The organism is Pseudomonas alvandae (genome assembly GCF_019141525.1).
Lineage (GTDB): Bacteria > Pseudomonadota > Gammaproteobacteria > Pseudomonadales > Pseudomonadaceae > Aquipseudomonas > Aquipseudomonas alvandae.
The window spans coordinates 3550143-3568906 of sequence record NZ_CP077080.1; the positions used below are offsets into that span (position 1 = coordinate 3550143).

Annotated in this window: 16 protein-coding genes; 5 read left to right on the forward strand and 11 right to left on the reverse strand. The window is 62.8% G+C overall.

Translation table 11 applies throughout. From position 1 onward, the window contains the following. Nucleotides 1-9: 9 nt before the first annotated feature. From KSS97_RS15820 to KSS97_RS15835, 4 genes are read right to left on the reverse strand one after another with little or no spacing between them, the layout of a single operon-like run. Entirely contained in the window at nucleotides 10-360 is a 351-nt protein-coding gene (locus tag KSS97_RS15820) for a RidA family protein (RefSeq protein ID WP_030140656.1), read from the reverse strand. Then, nucleotides 357-1730: an FAD/NAD(P)-dependent oxidoreductase gene (locus KSS97_RS15825; RefSeq protein ID WP_217859565.1), complete on the reverse strand. Its 1374-nt coding sequence runs from the start codon at nucleotides 1728-1730 to the stop codon at nucleotides 357-359. Before KSS97_RS15825 ends, KSS97_RS15820 begins: the two co-directional genes overlap by 4 nt. Next, nucleotides 1723-2052, reverse strand: coding sequence for a (2Fe-2S)-binding protein (locus tag KSS97_RS15830; protein WP_198796396.1), 330 nt, complete (start codon nucleotides 2050-2052; stop codon nucleotides 1723-1725). Before KSS97_RS15830 ends, KSS97_RS15825 begins: the two co-directional genes overlap by 8 nt. Further along, nucleotides 2042-3166, reverse strand: a complete 1125-nt coding sequence (locus KSS97_RS15835; RefSeq protein ID WP_217859566.1) for an NAD(P)/FAD-dependent oxidoreductase — start codon at nucleotides 3164-3166, stop codon at nucleotides 2042-2044. The genes KSS97_RS15830 and KSS97_RS15835 overlap by 11 nt, the downstream gene beginning before the upstream one ends. A 156-nt stretch (nucleotides 3167-3322) precedes the next feature. Between KSS97_RS15835 and KSS97_RS15840 the strand changes: the two genes are divergently transcribed. The 3 genes from KSS97_RS15840 to KSS97_RS15850 all read left to right on the forward strand — a co-directional run bounded on the left by KSS97_RS15840 (nucleotide 3323) and on the right by KSS97_RS15850 (nucleotide 6387). Further along, nucleotides 3323-4228, forward strand: a complete 906-nt coding sequence (locus KSS97_RS15840; protein ID WP_217859567.1) for a LysR substrate-binding domain-containing protein — start codon at nucleotides 3323-3325, stop codon at nucleotides 4226-4228. Nucleotides 4229-4354: 126 nt separating this feature from the next. Continuing rightward, nucleotides 4355-5440, forward strand: a complete 1086-nt coding sequence (locus tag KSS97_RS15845; protein ID WP_217859568.1) for a Rieske 2Fe-2S domain-containing protein — start codon at nucleotides 4355-4357, stop codon at nucleotides 5438-5440. Then, on the forward strand, nucleotides 5437-6387 hold the full coding sequence (locus tag KSS97_RS15850) for a PDR/VanB family oxidoreductase (protein ID WP_217859569.1): 951 nt from the start codon (nucleotides 5437-5439) through the stop codon (nucleotides 6385-6387). Before KSS97_RS15845 ends, KSS97_RS15850 begins: the two co-directional genes overlap by 4 nt. A gap of 125 nt (nucleotides 6388-6512) precedes the next feature. Here KSS97_RS15850 and KSS97_RS15855 read toward each other — a convergent pair whose 3' ends face one another. The 4 genes from KSS97_RS15855 to KSS97_RS15870 form a co-directional block, all read right to left on the reverse strand. After that, a complete protein-coding gene (locus KSS97_RS15855; protein WP_217859570.1) occupies nucleotides 6513-7226 on the reverse strand; it encodes a GntR family transcriptional regulator in 714 nt (237 codons plus the stop codon). Nucleotides 7227-7412: 186 nt separating this feature from the next. Next, nucleotides 7413-9290 carry a feruloyl-CoA synthase gene (locus KSS97_RS15860; protein ID WP_217859571.1) on the reverse strand — a complete coding sequence of 626 codons (1878 nt, stop codon included), beginning with the start codon at nucleotides 9288-9290 and terminating at the stop codon, nucleotides 7413-7415. Nucleotides 9291-9434: 144 nt separating this feature from the next. Then, nucleotides 9435-10883, reverse strand: coding sequence for an aldehyde dehydrogenase (locus KSS97_RS15865; RefSeq protein ID WP_217859572.1), 1449 nt, complete (start codon nucleotides 10881-10883; stop codon nucleotides 9435-9437). Nucleotides 10884-10970: 87 nt separating this feature from the next. Continuing rightward, nucleotides 10971-11801, reverse strand: coding sequence for a p-hydroxycinnamoyl CoA hydratase/lyase (locus KSS97_RS15870; RefSeq protein WP_217859573.1), 831 nt, complete (start codon nucleotides 11799-11801; stop codon nucleotides 10971-10973). 213 nt (nucleotides 11802-12014) lie between these two features. Between KSS97_RS15870 and KSS97_RS15875 the strand changes: the two genes are divergently transcribed. Further along, complete coding sequence (locus KSS97_RS15875; RefSeq protein ID WP_198796389.1) at nucleotides 12015-12503, forward strand: MarR family winged helix-turn-helix transcriptional regulator; 489 nt, start codon at nucleotides 12015-12017, stop codon at nucleotides 12501-12503. A gap of 188 nt (nucleotides 12504-12691) precedes the next feature. Here the strand turns inward: KSS97_RS15875 and KSS97_RS15880 are convergent, their stop codons facing one another. Next, entirely contained in the window at nucleotides 12692-13996 is a 1305-nt protein-coding gene (locus KSS97_RS15880; RefSeq protein ID WP_198796388.1) for an OprD family porin, read from the reverse strand. A 309-nt stretch (nucleotides 13997-14305) separates the two neighbouring features. Here KSS97_RS15880 and mhpT point away from each other — a divergent pair, with 309 nt between their 5' ends. Then, nucleotides 14306-15532, forward strand: a complete 1227-nt coding sequence (gene mhpT / locus KSS97_RS15885; protein WP_217859574.1) for a 3-(3-hydroxy-phenyl)propionate transporter MhpT — start codon at nucleotides 14306-14308, stop codon at nucleotides 15530-15532. A gap of 656 nt (nucleotides 15533-16188) precedes the next feature. On the opposite strand, the gene KSS97_RS15890 is transcribed toward mhpT, so the two are convergent. After that, a complete protein-coding gene (locus tag KSS97_RS15890; protein WP_030140641.1) occupies nucleotides 16189-17268 on the reverse strand; it encodes a tartrate dehydrogenase in 1080 nt (359 codons plus the stop codon). Between the two features lie 34 nt (nucleotides 17269-17302). Further along, a complete protein-coding gene (locus KSS97_RS15895; RefSeq protein ID WP_217859575.1) occupies nucleotides 17303-18760 on the reverse strand; it encodes an NAD-dependent succinate-semialdehyde dehydrogenase in 1458 nt (485 codons plus the stop codon). Nucleotides 18761-18764 lie beyond the last annotated feature (4 nt).

The following is an 18764-nucleotide window of genomic DNA, read 5'->3' on the forward strand; positions in this document are numbered from 1 at the left end:
TCCGGCGTGCTACACCGCTGCGGTGACGATGAGTTCCAGCAGGATCTGCGGGTCATCAAAGGCCACTTGCGCGGTAGCCCGCGCGGGGGTGTTCGCGGCGTCGACCCAGTCGCTCCACAGCGCGTTCATCGCGGCGAAATCGCGGCCCATGTCCTTCATCCAGATCTGCACGCTGAGCAGGCGACGTTTGTCCGTGCCCGACGCGGCGAGCAATTCATCGACCCGTTGCAGCACTTGGCGGGTCTGGCCCTGAATGTCCTGGCTGCAATCAGCGGCGACGATGCCGCTGAGCCAGGCCACGCCGTTGTGCACGACGCTGCGGCTCAGGCGCGGGTTGCTTTCGATACGTTGGATGGTCATGACAGTTCCTCCAGTGAGTGGCTTTCGCCGGCCAGTTGAGCCAGCGTGATCGGTTTGAGGGGCGGACGAATGCGGTAATAGCCCACCTCGGCGGGCGGCACGCGACGATGGGCGGCGATGATCTGGGTGACACTCAAGCCGCACTGGCGCCCCTGGCACGGGCCCATGCCGCAACGGCCGAAGGCCTTGGTCTGGTTGGGTCCCAAACAGCCGAGGTCGACATAACGGCGGATATCGCCGGCGCTGACTTCTTCACAGCGACACACCATCACGTCATCGGCCGGCACGCAGCTCTGTGCCGGGGGACGATAAAGTGCGTCGATCAAAGGGCGCGCGGCACGGGCGCGACCCAAGGCTTTTTGAAACAGGCGCGTTCGGTTGCGCTGCCCGGCAATGGCAGAGGCGACGAGACGCCCTTCGAGCTGCGCAACCTGCGCGCCACCGATGGCGCCGCCGTCACCGGCGATATAAATGCCCGCGGCGCTGGTTTCGCCGACGCCGTTGCGGCGCGGGACCCAGCACAGCTGCGACTCGCTCCAGTCATGTTCCAGGCGCAGTGACCGGCTGATCTGCGTATGGGGGACCACGCCCTGGTGCAATAAAATCAATTCGGCGGACACTTGGTGATGCTGCCCGCCACTGACGAAGCTCAAGGCATTGGCGCGATCATTACCCTCGATGCGCAGGTTACCGGCACCGCGAAAATGGCGGATGCCGGCACGCTTCAGTTCAACCAGCAGCCCCGCGCCCTTGAGCAAGTCGCGCCAACCTCGCATCGCACCTGGAATTGTGCGCCAGGCCTTGAACAGATCGCGTCCCTGGCTGGTATCGACGAGCGCCTCGACGGCAACTCCTGCCCGCAAGTACTGCACCGCCAGCAAATACAGTAACGGACCGCAACCTGCCAGGACCACGGGACCCGCCGGGACCATGGCCGCGCTCTTGAGCAAAATCTGCCCCGCGCCGGCGGTCATGACGCCGGGCAAGGTCCAGCCGGGGATCGGCATGGGCCGTTCCAAGGCACCCGTAGCGATCAGCAGATCGCGCCCTTGCAGGATTCGCGCACGGCCTTCGACCAAGTAGTGAACCTCACGCTGCGGCGTGACTTGCCAGATTGCCGCGTTGGGCACGTAGCGGGCTCCGCATTGGCTGAAGTCGGCCGCCAACTTGGCTCCGGCGCTGTAATCGGCGCCCAGCACGGCACGGCTGCGGGCATCGGCTTGAAGTACCTGGCGATAGATCTGCCCGCCGGGGCTGGCCTGCTCATCCAGCACCGCCACCGACAATCCATGGGCCCGGGCCTCGATCGCCGCGCTCATGCCGGCCGGCCCGGCACCAATGATGATCAGGTCGATCGCGACGTTACTCATCGCTCACCTCCCCAGCCGGCACCAAGGCTGCGGCGCCGCATTGCCGACGCACGCGCATGCCCGCACGCACGGGCACCAGGCAGGATTGCACGTTGGCCTGGCCATCCACCTGCACCAGGCATTCGAAGCACACGCCCATCATGCAATAGGGTGCGGCGGGCCTGCCGCTGATAGCGCTTTCGCGAGTGTGACGGATACCGCTGGCGAGCAAGGCCGCCGCCAGGGACACCTTGTCCGGCACGCTCAACGGCTGGCCTTCGAATTCGATCGATACGTTCTGCTGCGCGACGGCCAAAGACCGGAAAAGGCTGTCAGCCGACATGGTGCATCTCCATGGATGAATTGAAGCGGTGCAGGCCGAATGGCTTCACGGCGGGGTCATCGAACTCACCGGCCATCCAAGGGGCCAGGCGCAGGGCATGAACGGCCGCCAACGTCACGCCGCTGTGGCAACTGACCACCGACAGCCCCGGGCAGCCCTGGGACATTTCGTAGATCGGAAACCCGTCGGCGCTCATCACCCGCAATGCGCCCCAGGCCCGCACCAAATGCACGTCACCGAGCAGCGGAAAACACTGCACGGCGCGCCTCGCGATAGCGGCCATGACCTGGCTACCGGTGCCATCGTCGAAACCGGCCGATTCATGGGAATCGCCCAACTGCACCGTGCCTTCGTCGGTCTGGCGAACATAGGTGGTGGGGTAATGCAGGAAGGGCTTGAGGCGTTCGGTCACCAGGATCTGTCCGCGATTCGGCTGCACAGGCACATCCAATCCAACCTGCTCACCTAACGCGCGATTGCCAAGGCCGGCGGCCAGGACCACCTGGCGGGCCGACCAACGCTGATCGCCTGTCCTTAATTGGAAACCCGTGTCATTCGGTTCGATGGCGTCGACGTGGTAGCCGTTGATCAATCTGACACCACGCGACTTGCACGCCGCGTAGAGCGAACGCAACAGTTTCAGCGGGTTCACATGGCCGTCCATGGGCGAGAAGCAACCGCCCACCACGTCGGGCCCGATGCCCGGCAGGCGGCCGCGCAGTTGCGCCGAGTCCAGCAGCTCGTAGGGGTAGTCACCGTCAAGGGCCTCGCGCAGCCAGCCCAGGCGCGCGGCTTCCTCGGCCATTTCCGCGTCGCTCAGGCACAGCTGGAAACCGCCCTGCTGGCGCAGATGGATATCGATCCCGGTATCGGCTTGCAACGCTGCCGCGAAGCGTGGCCACAACGCCACCGATTCGCGGGTCCATTGCGCATAAGGGCTCATGCCGTAGCCCTTGCCCTGAACCCAAAGCAGGCCGAAGTTGCCCCGGGCGGCGCGGATTGCGTCGTCGCCCTCGTCGAGCACGCTTACCTGGCGTCCGAGCAAGGCCAGGCCATAAGCGATGGACATACCCACCAGGCCACCGCCTACGATGATCACATCAGTTTTTTGCATGGCTGCCCTGCGCTGTATTTAGCCGCTGCGTTTCATTAGAAACGCTGATTTTTCGGCCTTGTGAATCGTCGAGGGAAATCCTAGGACGCTGCCACGCTCATGAAAAATGCTTTATTTTGGATAGCTCATGTCTTTTTGTTATGGATAGGTAAACCTATGAACCTTCGCCAGCTGGAAGCCTTTCGTGCAGTGATCCTGGGGCAGACGGTGACCCGCGCCGCCGAAATGCTGCACATCTCCCAGCCCGCCGCGACCCGGCTGATCGCCAGCTTGGAGGAAGACATCGGTTTCAGCCTGTTCGACCGCATCAAGGGGCGCCTGCAACCCACCGCCGAAGCCATGACGCTGTATCAGGAAGTGCAGCGTTCGCTGCTGGGCGTCGAGCGGATCGCGCGCACCGCCCAGGACATCCGCAATTTGAAGCGTGGTTCGTTGCACATCGCCTGCGCACCGGCCATGGGCTTGTCGTTCCTGCCCCGGGCCATCGCCGCGTTCATGGCCGAGCATGACCAGGTGCAGATCACCCTGATGGTGCAGTCATCGCGAGAAGTGGTGGACCTGGTGGTGGGCCAACGCTGTGACCTGGGCTTGATCGTCCTGCCCAACACCTACCCGAGCCCCCGCGCCGAAAGACTGCTTGCGACGCGGATGCTCTGCGCCCTGCCCGCCGGCCATCGCCTGGCGGAGCGCACGACGATCGTCCCGGAAGACCTGCAAGGCGAGCCATTCATTTCCTACCCGCAATCCATTGGCTCTCGCCAGCACATCGACGCAATCTTTGCCGCCCATGGCGTGGAACGTGAACTGCGGCTGGAAACGCAGCTCTCCCAGCCCATGTGCACCTTCGTCGAACAAGGCCTCGGCGTTGCTTTGGTGGACGCGATCAGCGCGGTTGAATACCGGGGCAATGGCATCGTCTTCCGCGCCTTCGAACCGGCGATTGAAATGGACTTCAGCATGCTGTTGCCGATCCAGGGACCACTGTCGAAATTGCAGGCGAGCTTCTTGGCGCACATGCAGCGATTCATCGAGGCGCAGGTGCCGGTGGCGTACCGCTTTTAGGTGGTCCAATGGATCCATTGAGAGCAACCAATCATCAGAAGACCCGCCAAAATCGTTGACAAGTAAATTAGTTAAGAGAGTTAATGGATCCACAGATAAAAACAAAACCAGCCTGGAGATCCGCTCATGTACCCCAAGAACACCTGGTACGTCGCCTGCACGCCTGATGAAATTGAGGAGAAGCCGCTGGGGCGGCAGATCTGTGGCGAGAAAATGGTTTTCTACCGAGGGCACGAAGGCAAAGTCGCGGCGGTCGAGGACTTCTGCCCGCACCGTGGTGCCCCGCTCTCGCTGGGTTATGTCGAAAACGGCAACCTGGTGTGTGGCTATCATGGCTTGGTGATGGGGGGTGACGGCAGGACTGTCGAGATGCCCGGCCAGCGGGTACGCGGTTTTCCCTGCAACAAGACTTTTGCGGTGCAGGAGCGCCATGGATTTATCTGGGTCTGGCCGGGTGAGCAGGCACTGGCCGACCCGGCGCTGATCCCGCATCTGGAATGGGCGGAAAGTGACGAATGGGCGTACGGCGGCGGCCTGTTCCACATTCACTGCGACTATCGCCTGATGATCGACAACCTGATGGACCTGACCCACGAAACCTACGTGCACGCGTCAAGCATCGGGCAAAAGGAAATCGATGAGGCGCCGCCAGTGACCACCGTCGAAGGCGACGAAGTGGTCACTGCCCGGCACATGGAAAACATCATGGCCCCGCCGTTCTGGCGCATGGCGCTGCGCGGCAACAACCTCGCCGATGATGTGCCGGTGGACCGCTGGCAAATCTGCCGCTTCACCCCGCCCAGCCATGTGCTGATCGAAGTCGGTGTGGCCCATGCCGGCAAAGGCGGTTATCACGCGGCGCCGCAGTTCAAGGCGTCGAGCATCGTGGTGGATTTCATCACCCCGGAAACCGAGACGTCCATCTGGTACTTCTGGGGCATGGCCCGGCATTTCCAGCCCCAGGACGAAGCGCTGACCGCCAGCATTCGCGAAGGCCAGGGCAAGATCTTCAGCGAAGACCTGGAAATGCTCGAACGCCAGCAGCGCAACTTGCTGGACCATCCGCAACGCAACCTGCTCAAGCTCAACATTGACGCCGGTGGCGTGCAATCGCGCCGGGTGCTGGAACGCTGGATCGCCCGGGAGCGGGAGCAAGAAGCGGCCCTGATCGCCAGCACGCGCCAGCCGCAACACGCGGAGCAACGGCCATGATCGAAGTCCAAGTCGCGGCGCGGCACGACGAAGCCCTGGACATCTGCAGCTACGAGCTGACACCTGTCGACGGCCAGGCACTCCCGGCCTTTACCGCCGGCGCCCATATCGATGTGCATTTGCCCGATGGGCTGATCCGTCAATATTCATTGTGCAATCACCCCGAGGAGCGACATCGCTACCTCATCGGCGTGCTCAAGGATCCCGCGTCACGGGGCGGCTCGCGCAGCCTGCATGAGCAGATCCGGCCGGGCATGCGCCTGCTCATCAGCGAACCGCGCAACCTGTTCACCCTCGCCGCCGAGGCGCGGCGCAGCCTGTTGTTCGCCGGCGGGATCGGCATCACGCCGATCCTGTGCATGGCCGAGCACCTGGCCCAGAGCGGTGCCGCATTTGCCCTGCATTATTGCGCCCGGTCCAGGGATCGCGCCGCTTTCGTCGAACGCTTGCAGCAATCGCCTTATGCCGACCGGGTTTTCCTGCACTTCGATGAAGACCCCGCCACGGCGCTGGATGCCGCTCGGGTCCTGGCGTCGCCCAGTGACGACCTGCACCTCTACGTGTGTGGCCCCGGCGGCTTCATGCAGCACATTCTCGACACCGCCAAGACCCAAGGCTGGCGGGAACCCAACCTGCATCGGGAATACTTCGCCGCCGCCCCGACCGACACCAGCGCCGATGGCCGATTTTCGGTGAAACTTGCACGCAGCGGCCAGGTTTTCGAGATACCGCCGGACAGGAGCGTGGTCCAGGTGTTGGAAAGTCATGGCGTCGAAATCCCGATCTCGTGCGAGCAAGGCGTCTGCGGCACCTGCCTGACCCGAGTGCTGGAAGGCGTGCCGGAGCATCGGGACATGTTCCTCACTGAAGCCGAGCAAGCCTGCAACGACCAGTTCACGCCGTGCTGTTCAAGGTCCAGGACGCCGTTGTTGGTGTTGGATCTCTGAGTCCGCAGCCCTCTACAAAACCCTGTGGGAGCGAGCTTGCTCGCGATAGCGGTGTGTCAGCAACGTCTTTATTGCTGAACCTCCGGCCATCGCGAGCAAGCTCGCTCCCACAGCTATTTGCGCCTCTAGTCAGGCCGCAGGATCACCTTCATCCGCTCATCCGCCAGCGTCGAGCCAAACACCTCGGCATAACGCAGGGTGGCGTTGGCATGCTCGCGCATGATCGCCTCGGCACGGGCGCCCTGGCGATTGACCAGCGCGTCGAACACCGAGTGATGCTGCATGTGGGCGTAGTTGAAACGACGGTACTCGCCGGCCATGTTCTGGCGATCGACCGCCAGGGCGGTGACGGAGGCGAATGGCAGGTGATCGTTGCGCGCCAGGGCGTCGGCGATGGCCGGGTTATGGCTGCCTTCGACGATCACGTGGTGAAAGCGCATGTTGAGGTCGTGGTAGACCTCCAGGTCTTCTTCGGTCACATAGCCTTTGGCGAACAGTTCGTCGCCTTGCACCAGGCACAGTTCGAGCGCGCGCCGAGCCTCGTCGGATAAACCGCGTTCGGCCGTCTGGCGGGCGGCTAATCCTTCAAGCACCCCACGCACCTCCACCGCTCCGGCAATCTCCTCGGCGCTGACAGAACGCACCTGGAAACCACGCCCGCCAAAACGCACCAGCAGCCCTTCCTGTTCCAAGGTACGAAACGCCATGCGCACCGGCATGCGCGAGACGCCGAACAATTGCGCCGTGGGGATTTCCATCAAGCGCTCGCCCGCCGCCAGTTCGCCTGAAGCGATCATTCGACGCAATGCGACCAGCACCGTTTGGCCGGGCTTACTCATTCAGGTGATATCCAGAGAAGAGAGAGCCGCCATAGTAAAAGGCCTGGAACGGGGTGTCACGGCGCTATATGAATCAGCAGAGGCACCTGTGGGAGCGGGCTTGCTCGCGAAAACGGTGTGTCAGTGAACATGGAAACGACTGAACCACCGCATTCGCGAGCAAGCCCGCTCCCACAAAAAGCGCTTTCAGCCGGTGGTGCCGGCGCGCAAGACGGTGGGGTCTTCTCCTCGATACAGCGCCTCGACCTTGGCCGCGCGCCATTGCAACACGGCGCGCTGGTTGATCGAGCCTTTGTCGGTGATTTCACCACGGTCGATGGAGGCCGGCTCGTCGAGCAGTGCGATCCATTCCACACGACTGGCGTTGCCATTGGCATCGCGGTTCAGGCGCTGCAACCAATCGGCAAACCATTGGCGCACCGGCGGGCTTGCCAGGACCTCGGCGTCGCTGGCGTCCGCGGCCAGGCCCGCGAGACGACGGCAGTCGTGCAGGCGCGGGAACACCAGCGCACCGAGGTGCGGACGATCCGGCGCCGTCACCACCAGGTCCTGGACGTAAGGCGTTCCCTCAAGCACCGCGCGATTGCGCAACGGCCCGACGCTGACGAATACGCCGGAAGAGAGCTTGAAATCCTCGGCGATGCGCCCGTCGAACATCAGCCCCAGTTGGGGATTGGCGGAATCGGCGAGCTTGATGGCATCGCCCGAGCAATAGAAGCCGGCGTCGTCGAACACTTCGGCAGTCTGCTGCGGCGAACGCCAGTAGCCGGGCATGATGTGCGGCCCGCGAAAGCGTCCTTCGAACTTGCCATCCACCGGCACCAGCCGCACTTCGCAACCGGGCGCCGGCAGACCGATGTAGCCAGCCATGGACAGCGGCCCGGTGGTGAAGGTGCAGGACGGCGATGCTTCAGTCATGCCCAGGCCGGCCATCATGCGGATCCGTTCGCCGCAATGTTGCTCGGCGACTTTGTCGAGTCGATCCCAGGTGCTTTGGGAAAGGCCCGCCGCGGCGAAGAAGAACAGGCTGATGCGCTTGAAAAAGCGTTCGCGCAAGTCGGCGTCCTGTTCCAGGGCGCTTACCAATTCTTCCCAGCCCTTGGGCACAGTCAGGTAGGCCGTCGGGGAAATTTCCTTGAGGTTGCGCAAGGTCTCAGCGAACCCCTGGACGGTGGGCTTGCCATCGTCCAGATAAAACGTGCCGCCGTTGTACAGCACGATGCCGACGTTGTGGCTGCCGCCAAAGGTATGGTTCCACGGCAACCAGTCCACCAGCACCGGCGGTTCTTCGCCGAACACCGGGAAGGTTTGCAGCAACATCTGTTGATTGGCGCAGAGCATGCGCTGGGTGGTGATCACCGCTTTTGGCAGCTTGGTGGAACCGGAGGTGAAGAGGAATTTGGCGATGCTGTCCGGCCCCGTGGCGGCGAAGGCTCGCTCAGCCTCGACACCACGCGGTTGCGCGAGCAGGCTGGCGAAACTTGTCCTGGTCCGGCCGGGTACGTCTCCACGCACCGTGACCAGGGGAACATCCGCCGGTAACACGGCGTTGATTGCGCGCTCGAACGGCGCGGCGTCGCTGACGAACACCAGCCCCGGCTGCAACAGCTCGCAGACATGCCGCAGCTTGGCGAAATCCTGAGACAGCAGCGAATAAGCCGGCGACACCGGGCAATAGGGAATCCCTGCGTACATCGCGCCCAAGGCCATCTGCAAATGCTCGATGTCGTTGCCCGACAGCAGCGCCAAGGGTTTTTCCGCCGATAAACCATAGGCCAACAAGCCTTGGGCGATGGCCCGCACGCTGTCGAGCATCTCGGCATAACTGACGTGACGCCAGTCGCCCTTGTGTTCCCGGGCAGCGATAAAAGTCTGGTTCGGCCGTACCTCGGCCCAGTGCACCAGGCGATCGAGCAAACGCTGCGGCAACGGCGCCAAGGGTTCGAGGGAACGCATGTGCAGGACGCCCTGCTCTTCCTTCACTTCTACGGCGGGGTGACCAATCGACACCTGGCGATAGCGCACAGGCTCGGGCCGGGAGGATGATCTGAACTCGGAACTCACGGTGCATCTCCTCCATCAAGGCACGCTCGGGTCGCGCGAAGCGAGCGGAACGTGGCAGCACCTGGCTGCGGCCTTGTCATTGTTATGTCTGGCCTGCATCGGGCGATGGCTTTCGCGGCACACCGCCGGCAATGCGACGGATTTTCAGATCGGGTAATGCCGCGGACCGTTCTGCAACGTCACCCAGCGCAACTGGGTGAAATGCTCGATGGACGCCTTGCCGCCGAAGCTGCCGTAACCGCTGGACTTGACGCCGCCGAAGGGCATTTGCGCTTCGTCGTGTACGGTCGGGCCGTTGATGTGGCAGATGCCGGACTCGATTCGTTGGGCCAGGGCCAGCGCGCGGCTGGTGTCGCGACTGAAGATCGCCGCCGACAAACCGAACTCCGAATCATTGGCCAGGCGCAGCAGCTCTTCGTCACCCTCGCCGCGCAGCAGCACCGCCACCGGTCCGAAGGATTCTTCGCGATACAGGCGCATGTCCGGCGTGACACCGTCGAGCAAGGTCGGCTGCAAGATGCTGCCGTCCAACTGGCCGCCCGCGACCAACTTCGCGCCTTTGGCCAGGGCATCGTCGATCAGGCCCTTGATGCGCTGGCCGGCGCTGGCGTCCACCAGCGAACCCAGCACCGAATCACTGGCCCCTGGATCCCCTGCGCGCAAGGTGGCGATCTTCGTCGTGAGGCGTTCGATAAAAGCGTCGGCAATGCTCGCATCGACGATCAAGCGCTCGGTGGACATGCAGATCTGGCCCTGGTTGAAATACGCCCCGAAAGCCGCGGCTTGCACCGCCGCATCCAGATCGGCATCGTCCAGCACCAGCAGCGGCGCCTTGCCGCCCAGCTCCAGCAATGCCGGCTTGAGGTGACGGGCCGACAATTCGCCGACGATGCGACCGACGTGGGTCGAGCCGGTGAAATTGACCCGCCGCACCGCCGGGTTGGCAATCAGCCGTTCGACAATGGCGGGTGCATCCGCCGGCGCGTTGCAGATGACATTGACGACGCCATCACCGAGGCCGGCGTCCTGCAATACCTGACCGATCAAACGGTGCACCGCCGGGCTGATTTCCGAGGCCTTGAGCACCACCGTGTTGCCGCACGCCAGCGGCATGGCGATGGCGCGGGTGGCGAGGATCACCGGAGCGTTCCATGGCGCGATTCCCAGCACCACGCCGCACGGCTGACGCAAGGCCATGGCGAAACTGCCGGGCACATCCGAGGGAATGACTTCGCCATTGATTTGAGTGGTCATGGAGGCGGCTTCGCGCAGCATGTTCGCGGCCAGGTGCACATTGAAGCCATACCAGTTGGCCATGGCACCGGTCTCGCCGGCGGCGGCGATGAACTCGCCGCTGCGGGCCTGCAATTGCTCGGCCGCGCGCAGCAAGCGCGTGCGACGTTCGTTGGGCGCCAACGCGGCCCAGGCAGGGAAAGCAGCTTGTGCGGCAGCCACGGCGGCGTCGGCGTCTTCCAATGTGGCGGCAGCGACGCGAGACACCACATCACCGGTCACCGGATTGCGGCGCTCGAAGGTCCGACCGTCACGGGCCGGGCACGATTGGCCGCCGATCAACAGGGGCACGTCCAGCATGGTGATTCCTCTTTATTGTCTTTATCGGAATGCATTCACAGTAGCGCCGGGAGCCGTGGGCGAACAGCTCCGAGGCGCCTTGTTGTCTCAACGCTTATAGGTTTGCAGGCCCGGCTTGATGCTCTTGTCGTCGAGGAATTGCTTCATCCCCTGCTCGCGTCCGCCTTCGGTGTCGAGCAGGCGCGACTGATCCAGCTTGGCGTAGAGGTAATCCTCGTTCTGCTCCCACGTCAGTTCGCGGCAACGCTTGAAGCCATTCTTGGCCGCACGCAGGACCACCGGGTTTTTCTCCAGCAGGTTGCGCGCCAGCTCGACGGTGACTTCACGCAGTTGCGCCAGGGGCACGCTTTCGTTGACCAGGCCCATCTCGGCGGCTTTTTGCCCGCCGAAGGTCTTGCCGGTCATGATGTAGTACAGCGATTGGCGATGGCCCACAGTGTCGGCCATGGCTTTGCTGACCAGGTTGCCGGGGGGGATGCCCCAGTTGATTTCCGAGAGGCCGAAGGTGGCTTCGTCGGCGCAGATTGCCAGGTCGCACGCCACCAGCGGGCTGAATCCGCCACCGAAACACCAGCCGTTGACCATGGCGATGGTCGGCTTGGTGTACATGCGCAGCAGTTTCCACTGCCATTGCGAGGCTTCGCGGCGAATTTTTTCCTGGAGGATTTCCGGCCCGGCGTCGACTTCGCGGAAGTATTCCTTGAGATCCATGCCAGCGGTCCAGGCTTCACCGGCGCCAGTGAGCACCAGCACGCCAGCGGCGGGATCCTGTTCCAGGGTTTCCAGCACATCGACCATCTCGCGGTTGAGGGTCGGGCTCATGGCGTTGCGTTTTTCCGGGCGATTGAGGATGACCCAGGCGATGCCGTCGTCGATCTCGACCTTGACCGTTGTCCAGCGACCTTCGTAGTTGCTCATGGCGCGTGCTCTCTTGTTCTTGGTTGAAGATGATCAAAAACTAAACCTGAATATTAGTTATGTCAATTAACTATTAATCGATTTATCTTTGTTTTTTCTGCAGCTGGATTGGCGCACTGAACGACAAATATGTGAACGACCGTAGCCATCGCCCGACAACCTCGGCAAACTGGATAGCGTTGTTAACCACTGACTTTGAGGATGCACCTTTCGATGGCCAAGTCTTCCAAGCTCGCCGACCCCGCCGCCGAGGCTCCGCTCGACGCCAGCGACACGCAGGCATCGATGGATTCCGCCCTGGACGAGCTGATCGGCTACGCCTTGCGTCGCGCCCAGTTGAAGCTGTTCCAGAACCTGATCGGCCGTCTCGCGGTCCACGATCTGCGGCCCGCGCAATTTTCAGCCCTGGCGATCATCGACCAGAACCCGGGCCTGATGCAGGCAGACCTGGCCAAGGCGCTCGCCATCGAGCCGCCACAGGTGGTGCCGTTGTTGAACAAACTGGAAAGCCGGGCCTTGGCCGTGCGGGTGCGTTGCAAGCCGGACAAGCGCTCCTACGGAATTTTCCTGAGCAAGACCGGCGAGACACTGCTCAAGGAACTCAAGCAGATCGCCACGGAGAGTGATCTCGATTCCACTGCCGCGCTTTCCGCAGCAGAGCGCGAGGAGCTGCTGCGGTTGTTGAAGAAGGTTTATCAATAGAAGACACCGCTCCCCCGTGGCGAGGGAGCTTGCTCCCGCTGGGTTGCGCAGCGACCCCTTTTAATCTGCTGTCTCGATACTCCAGATTGACCGAGGCGTCTGCGCAAGGGTCTGCTGTGCCCGAAGCGTCGGACCGGCCCAGCGGGAGCAAGCTCCCTCGCCACACAAGCTCTTTCACACGGAGCCAATCACCAAATCGGCACGCTGTACGTCACCAGAAACCGCGTCTGGTTTTCATCGCGAAACGCCGCCGTGCCGGGGAAATCGTTGCGATAGATCGATTTGCGCGCCAGCAGGCCGACGTTTTTCAGCGGACCGCTCTGGATCACGTAGCCAAGCTCCATCTGGAACTCTCGCTCCTTGCGATCCTCGGCGTTGAGGGCCGCGAGCTCGATGTGATCGCCACGCACGTAGCGCAACCGGGTCCGCAGGCCTGGCACGCCGACGGCGGCGAAGTCGTAGTCGTGGATCGCTTGCCAGGTGCGTTCCTTGGCATTGAGGAAGTCCGAGCTCATGGTCATTTCGCTCAAGCCCATCAGCTCGGTGCCAGACACGTACGGCGTCGCGGTGTCGCCGCTGGCATGCATGTAGCCCAGGCTCACGCGATGGCCGCCCAGGCGATACCCCACCAGCGCCGATACGTTGCGATTGTCCACCTTGCCAGCCTTGGCGGCGCCATCGTCGTCGCTGAAAAAGCTGCGCAGGTCGGTGGTCAGCACGCCGTCGCCCAGCGGCAGGTTGTGCAGCAATGCGAAGGTGTCCTGTTGGTATAGGTCAGCCACCTCGGCGTGGTAGACGCGCAGGCTGAGGTCCTTGTTGACCTGGTAATCGCCCCCCACATACGCCATATGGGACGTGGTCGCCGCGCCGTTGAAACGACGATTGGGCGACGCGATGGTCATGGGCTGGTAATCGGTGGAGTCGCGCCGGGCGATGCGGTCGATATAGCCGGTGTTCAGTGTCAGGCCATCGAAGTCCTTGGAGCTGAGCGTCGTCCCGCGAAACGTCTGCGGCAGCAACCGTGAGGGGCTGGCGAAAGCGAACGGCAAAAAGATCGACACGTCGCCGGTCTTTACGGTCGTCTGGGCGAAGCGCAGTTTTCCAGTCAGGCCCAGGCGCGAATACTCGTCTGCCGCGCGCTTATCGCTGGCGGACACCGGCAGCAGCTCAGTGCCGCTGCGATCCGGCGATGAGTCGAGCTTGATGCCGAGCAATCCCCGCGCATCGAGACCAAATCCGACCGCGCCCGGGGTGAACCCCGACTCCATGTTCATGAAGATGCCCTGGGCCCATTCCCGGGCCGCCGTCTTGGCGCCGTCGTCCTTGTAGTCGCGGTCCAGGTAGTAATTGCGCAAGGTCAACGTGCCATGGCTGTCGTCGACGAAGCCTTCGGCCCACGACGCGGCGGAACACAGGCTCAGACCGGCCAGGGCGAGCAGGTGAATGATCGGTGAAACGGCGGGCACGTGGGCGTACCGGATAACGTTCGGCATGTTCGATGTCCATTTTTTGTTGTTGTTTTTCTATCGAGGCGGGCGCCGGATGGCAGCCCCGCGGACAAAGAATGGAAATGATCGAGGCGCCTCGTCAATTGAGAATGTCCGATAATCGAACGTTAATATCTTTAACCAGTTTTACAAAGGACATGCTCTTTCCAAGCAAGCCTTTGATTTGCCGGGTGATCTGCGTCTGTTTTCCAGTCAGCACAGGACGATTCATTTTTTAGTTAGCTTTGTTATCTTAATCGCACCTGCTGGTTGCTTTGCGCCACAGTCCTGACAAAAACAATAAGAGGATTCGCCATGAACCATTCGCCGCGCCGGGCGACGTTGACCATCGCCTTGTGTTTCATCGTCGCGTTGATCGAGGGGTTCGACCTCCAGTCAGCCGGCACCGCTGCCGCCGGCTTGCGGCAGACGTTCAGCCTCGACCCGAAAATGATGGGATGGGTGTTCAGCGCGGGCATCATCGGGTTGCTGCCGGGTGCATTCTTCGGCGGCTGGATCGCCGACCGAATCGGTCGCAAGAAAATCCTGATCGCCGCCGTCCTGCTGTTCGGCGTGTTTTCCCTCAGCACTGCTTATGTCGAACACTTTTCCAGCCTGCTCGTGGTGCGTTTCATGACCGGACTTGGGCTGGGCGCCGCCCTGCCCAACCTCATCGCGTTATGCGCCGAAGCGGTAGGCGAACAGCGGCGCGGCACGGCCATCAGCGTGATGTACGCCGGTGTTCCCCTGGGCGGCGCACTGGCGGCAGTGGTCGCGATGACGTTTGGCGAGCATTGGCAGATGACCTTTTTCATCGGTGGCCTGGCGCCCTTGCTGGTGGTGCCGCTGATGCTGTTGTGGCTGCCGGAGTCGAGCGCGTTCAAGCAGGTCCGGCACGTCAGTGGCGAAGCACGCAGCTCCGTCGGCCAAGCGTTGTTTGGCGAAGGTCGAGGCATGACCACGCTGGGTCTCTGGTTGAGCTATTTCTTCACCCTGACGGTGATGTACATGTTGCTCAACTGGCTGCCCTCGTTGCTCTTGGAACAAGGCTTCAGCAAACCACAGGCCGGCCTGGTGCAGATGTTGTTCAACATCGGCGGAACCCTCGGCTCGCTGCTCGGCGGCCTGCTGCTGGACCGTTGCAACGCCATCAAGGTCGTGCTCTTCGTTTACGCCGGGCTGTTGAGCGCCCTGGCCGGGGTCGGGGTGTCAGTCGGCATCGTGCCGATGGGCATTGCCGGGTTCGCCGCCGGGTTGTTCGTCATGGCCGCACAGCTGGTCCTCTACGCGTTGGCGCCACCCTCCTACCCCACGGCCGTCCGTGCCACAGGTGTCGGAGCCGCAGTGGCCATCGGACGCCTGGGCTCGGTGGCCGGGCCGCTGGCCGCCGGCCAGATCCTCGCGGCCGGGGCCGGTACCAGCACCGTATTGCTGGCGACCTCACCGGGACTGATAATTGCGACGCTGGCCATCCTCGGCGTGATCCGCAACGCGGGCGGAACACGGGTCAGCACGGTGAACTCGGCGGCGGAGCACTCCTGAAAACAGGAACAGCGGGATACACCGTGCTACCGCCTTCGCGAGCAAGCCCGCTCCCACATTGGATTTGTGGCGGTCACAAGATGCGCATACGTCGCAAAACCCTGTGGGAGCGAGCTTGCTCGCGAAGAGGCCGGTACTTTCAGCATCTCCATCGACTGTCATGCCGCCTTCGCGAGCAGGCTCGCTCCCACAATGGATTTTCGGCGGTCACAAGATGCACATACACCGCAAAACCCTGTGGGAGCGAGCTTGCTCGCGAAGAGGCCGGTACTTTCAGCATCTCCATCGACTGTCATGCCGCCTTCGCGAGCAGGCTCGCTCCCACAATGGATTTTCGGCGGTCACAAGATGCACATACACCGCAAAACCCTGTGGGAGCGAGCTTGCTCGCGAAGAGGCCGGTACTTTCAGCATCTTCATCGACTGTCACACCGCCTTCGCGAGCAGGCTCGCTCCCACATTGGATTTGTGGCGGTCACAAGATGCGCATACGCCGCAAAGTCCTGTGGGAGCGAGCTTGCTCGCGAAGAGGCCGGCACTTCCAGCATGTCCATCGACCGTGACACCGCTTTCGCGAGCAGGCTCGCTCCCACTTAGATTTGCGGCGGTCACAAGATGCGCATACGCCGCAAACTTACAGGGGCAATGCGCCCCGCTCAAAGCGCCAAAGCAATAGCCTCCCCAACCTCCTGGGTCGAACCCCGGCCGCCGAGATCAGGCGTAATCGGCCCCTCGGCAATCACCCGTTCAATGGCCCTGAGAATCCCGTCATGCGCCGCACGATAGCGCTCATCGCCATTGCCCAGGAAATCCAGCATCAAGGCCCCGGACCAGATCATCGCGATCGGGTTGGCAATGTTACGTCCATAGATATCCGGCGCCGAACCATGCACCGGTTCGAACAGCGAGGGATAGCGGCGCTCCGGGTCAAGGTTGGCCGAAGGCGCGATACCGATGGTGCCCGCGCAGGCCGGCCCGAGGTCGGACAGGATGTCGCCAAACAGGTTCGACGCCACGACCACGTCGAAACGATCCGGTTGGAGCACGAAGCGCGCACAGAGAATATCGATGTGTTGCTTGTCCCAGGTGACGTCCGGGTACTGCTGCGCCATGAGTGCCGTACGTTCGTCCCAGTACGGCATGCTGATGGAAATGCCGTTGGACTTGGTCGCCGCCGTCAGGCGTTTGCGTGGTCGGGCCTGGGCAAGATCGAAGGCGAACTTGAGGATCCGGTCCACGCCGCGTCGCGTGAACACCGACTCCTGCAGCACGAATTCATGTGCGGTGCCCTCGAACATCTTGCCGCCGACCGAGGAGTATTCGCCCTCGGTGTTCTCACGAATCACCACGAAATCGATGTCCCCGGGTTCGCGTCCGGCCAACGGGCACGGCACGCCGGGAAACAACCGTACGGGGCGGATGTTGACGTATTGGTCGAAGTCCCGACGAAACTTCAGCAGCGAGCCCCACAGCGAAATGTGGTCCGGGACCTTGTCCGGCCAACCCACGGCACCGAAGTAGATCGCGTCGAAGTCCTTGAGCTGCTCGAACCAGTCGGAGGGCATCATCTGCCCATGTTCCAGGTAGTAGTCGCAGTGGGCCCAGTCGAGCACTTCGATGCTCAAATCCAATTGCCACTTTTTCGCCGCCTGCTCCAGCACCCGCAGGCCCTCCGGCAAGACTTCCTTGCCAATGCCATCGCCGGCAATCGCGGCGATCCTGAATGACTTGTTCATCAACCCAATCTCCTCTGTCCAAACGGTGAAGGGATCACAGCCCACCGATGTGGAAGGCTTTGACTTCAAGGTATTCGTCCAGGCCGTACTTGCTGCCCTCGCGGCCCACGCCTGACTGCTTGATACCGCCAAAGGGGGCAACGTCCATGGAGATTAGCCCGGTATTGAGGCCGATCATGCCGAACTCCAGTGCCTCGCCGAACCGCCATGAGCGGCGCAAGTCCTGGGTAAAGAAATAGGCACCCAGGCCATAAGGCGTTGCGTTGGCCAGGGCCAGCGCCTCTTCTTCCGTGCTGAAACGCATCAATGGCGCGACCGGACCAAAGGTTTCTTCATTGGCAAGCAACATCCCCGCGTGCGCCTCACCGAGCACCGTTGGCTGGACGAACTGGCTTTCGCCATCGGGGATGCCGCCGCAGAGCAGGCGCGCGCCCTGGCTCAACGCCTCATCGATATGCCGGGCAACCTTGCTGACCGCCGCCGCGTTGATCAGCGGGCCCACGTTCACCTCGGCATCCAGGCCATCGCCGACCTTCAGCTTGCCGACCTCCTCCACCAGGCGCCGGGCGAAGCGATCGTAGATGCCGTCCTGCACGAGGATCCGGTTGGCACAGACGCACGTCTGCCCCGCGTTGCGGAACTTGCTCAGCATGACGCCGGCCACGGCCTGCTCCAGGTCAGCGTCGTCGAACACGATGAACGGAGCGTTCCCCCCCAGTTCCAGGCTCAGGCGCTTGATGTGTTCGGCACTTTGGCGCATCAGCAGCCGACCGACCGCAGTGGAGCCGGTGAACGAGATCTTGCGCACCGTCGGGTTGCCGGTCAGCTCTTCGCCAATGCCGGCGGGCATGCCGGTCACGACATTGAAGACCCCGGCCGGAATGCCGACCCGTTCAGCCAATACCGCCAGCGCCAAGGCCGACAGTGGTGTCAGGTCCGAAGGCTTGACCACAATTGTGCAACCGGCGGCCAGGGCCGGCGCGCACTTGCGGGTGATCATCGCGTTGGGGAAATTCCATGGGGTGATCGCGGCACAGACACCGACCGGTTGCTTGAGCGTCAATAACCGACGATCACCGCTCGGGGCCTGCATGGTTTCGCCGTAGACCCGCCGTGCTTCTTCGGCGAACCATTTGACGAAGCTGGCGCCGTAGCGGATCTCGCCCATGGCCTCGGTCAGCGGCTTGCCCTGTTCACAAGTCAGGATCAGCGCCAGGTCGTCGAGGTTATCGAGCATCGCCTGATACCACCGGTCGAGCAACGCCGCTCGCTCCAGCGCCGGGCGCGCCCGCCAGGCCGGCCAGGCACGGTCGGCGGCCTCGACGGCGCGCCGGGTTTCGCTGGCATGTATCGCCGGTACCCGAGCGAGTACCTCGCCGGTGGCCGGGTTGATGACGTCCAAGGTAGCGGCGCTGTCGGCACCGACCCACTGGCCGTCGATGTAAGCGAGTTCCACCAGCAGGCTGGGGTCTTTCAGGCGATTCTTGAGCATGGCG

Coding starts and splice junctions, on each gene's coding strand:
- KSS97_RS15820 (WP_030140656.1), bottom strand. CDS start 360: ATGACCATCCAACGTATCGAAAGCAACCCGCGCCTGAGCCGCAGCGTC.
- KSS97_RS15825 (WP_217859565.1), bottom strand. CDS start 1,730: ATGAGTAACGTCGCGATCGACCTGATCATCATTGGTGCCGGGCCGGCC.
- KSS97_RS15830 (WP_198796396.1), bottom strand. CDS start 2,052: ATGTCGGCTGACAGCCTTTTCCGGTCTTTGGCCGTCGCGCAGCAGAAC.
- KSS97_RS15835 (WP_217859566.1), bottom strand. CDS start 3,166: ATGCAAAAAACTGATGTGATCATCGTAGGCGGTGGCCTGGTGGGTATG.
- KSS97_RS15840 (WP_217859567.1), top strand. CDS start 3,323: ATGAACCTTCGCCAGCTGGAAGCCTTTCGTGCAGTGATCCTGGGGCAG.
- KSS97_RS15845 (WP_217859568.1), top strand. CDS start 4,355: ATGTACCCCAAGAACACCTGGTACGTCGCCTGCACGCCTGATGAAATT.
- KSS97_RS15850 (WP_217859569.1), top strand. CDS start 5,437: ATGATCGAAGTCCAAGTCGCGGCGCGGCACGACGAAGCCCTGGACATC.
- KSS97_RS15855 (WP_217859570.1), bottom strand. CDS start 7,226: ATGAGTAAGCCCGGCCAAACGGTGCTGGTCGCATTGCGTCGAATGATC.
- KSS97_RS15865 (WP_217859572.1), bottom strand. CDS start 10,883: ATGCTGGACGTGCCCCTGTTGATCGGCGGCCAATCGTGCCCGGCCCGT.
- KSS97_RS15870 (WP_217859573.1), bottom strand. CDS start 11,801: ATGAGCAACTACGAAGGTCGCTGGACAACGGTCAAGGTCGAGATCGAC.
- KSS97_RS15875 (WP_198796389.1), top strand. CDS start 12,015: ATGGCCAAGTCTTCCAAGCTCGCCGACCCCGCCGCCGAGGCTCCGCTC.
- KSS97_RS15880 (WP_198796388.1), bottom strand. CDS start 13,996: ATGCCGAACGTTATCCGGTACGCCCACGTGCCCGCCGTTTCACCGATC.
- mhpT (WP_217859574.1), top strand. CDS start 14,306: ATGAACCATTCGCCGCGCCGGGCGACGTTGACCATCGCCTTGTGTTTC.
- KSS97_RS15890 (WP_030140641.1), bottom strand. CDS start 17,268: ATGAACAAGTCATTCAGGATCGCCGCGATTGCCGGCGATGGCATTGGC.
- KSS97_RS15895 (WP_217859575.1), bottom strand. CDS start 18,760: ATGCTCAAGAATCGCCTGAAAGACCCCAGCCTGCTGGTGGAACTCGCT.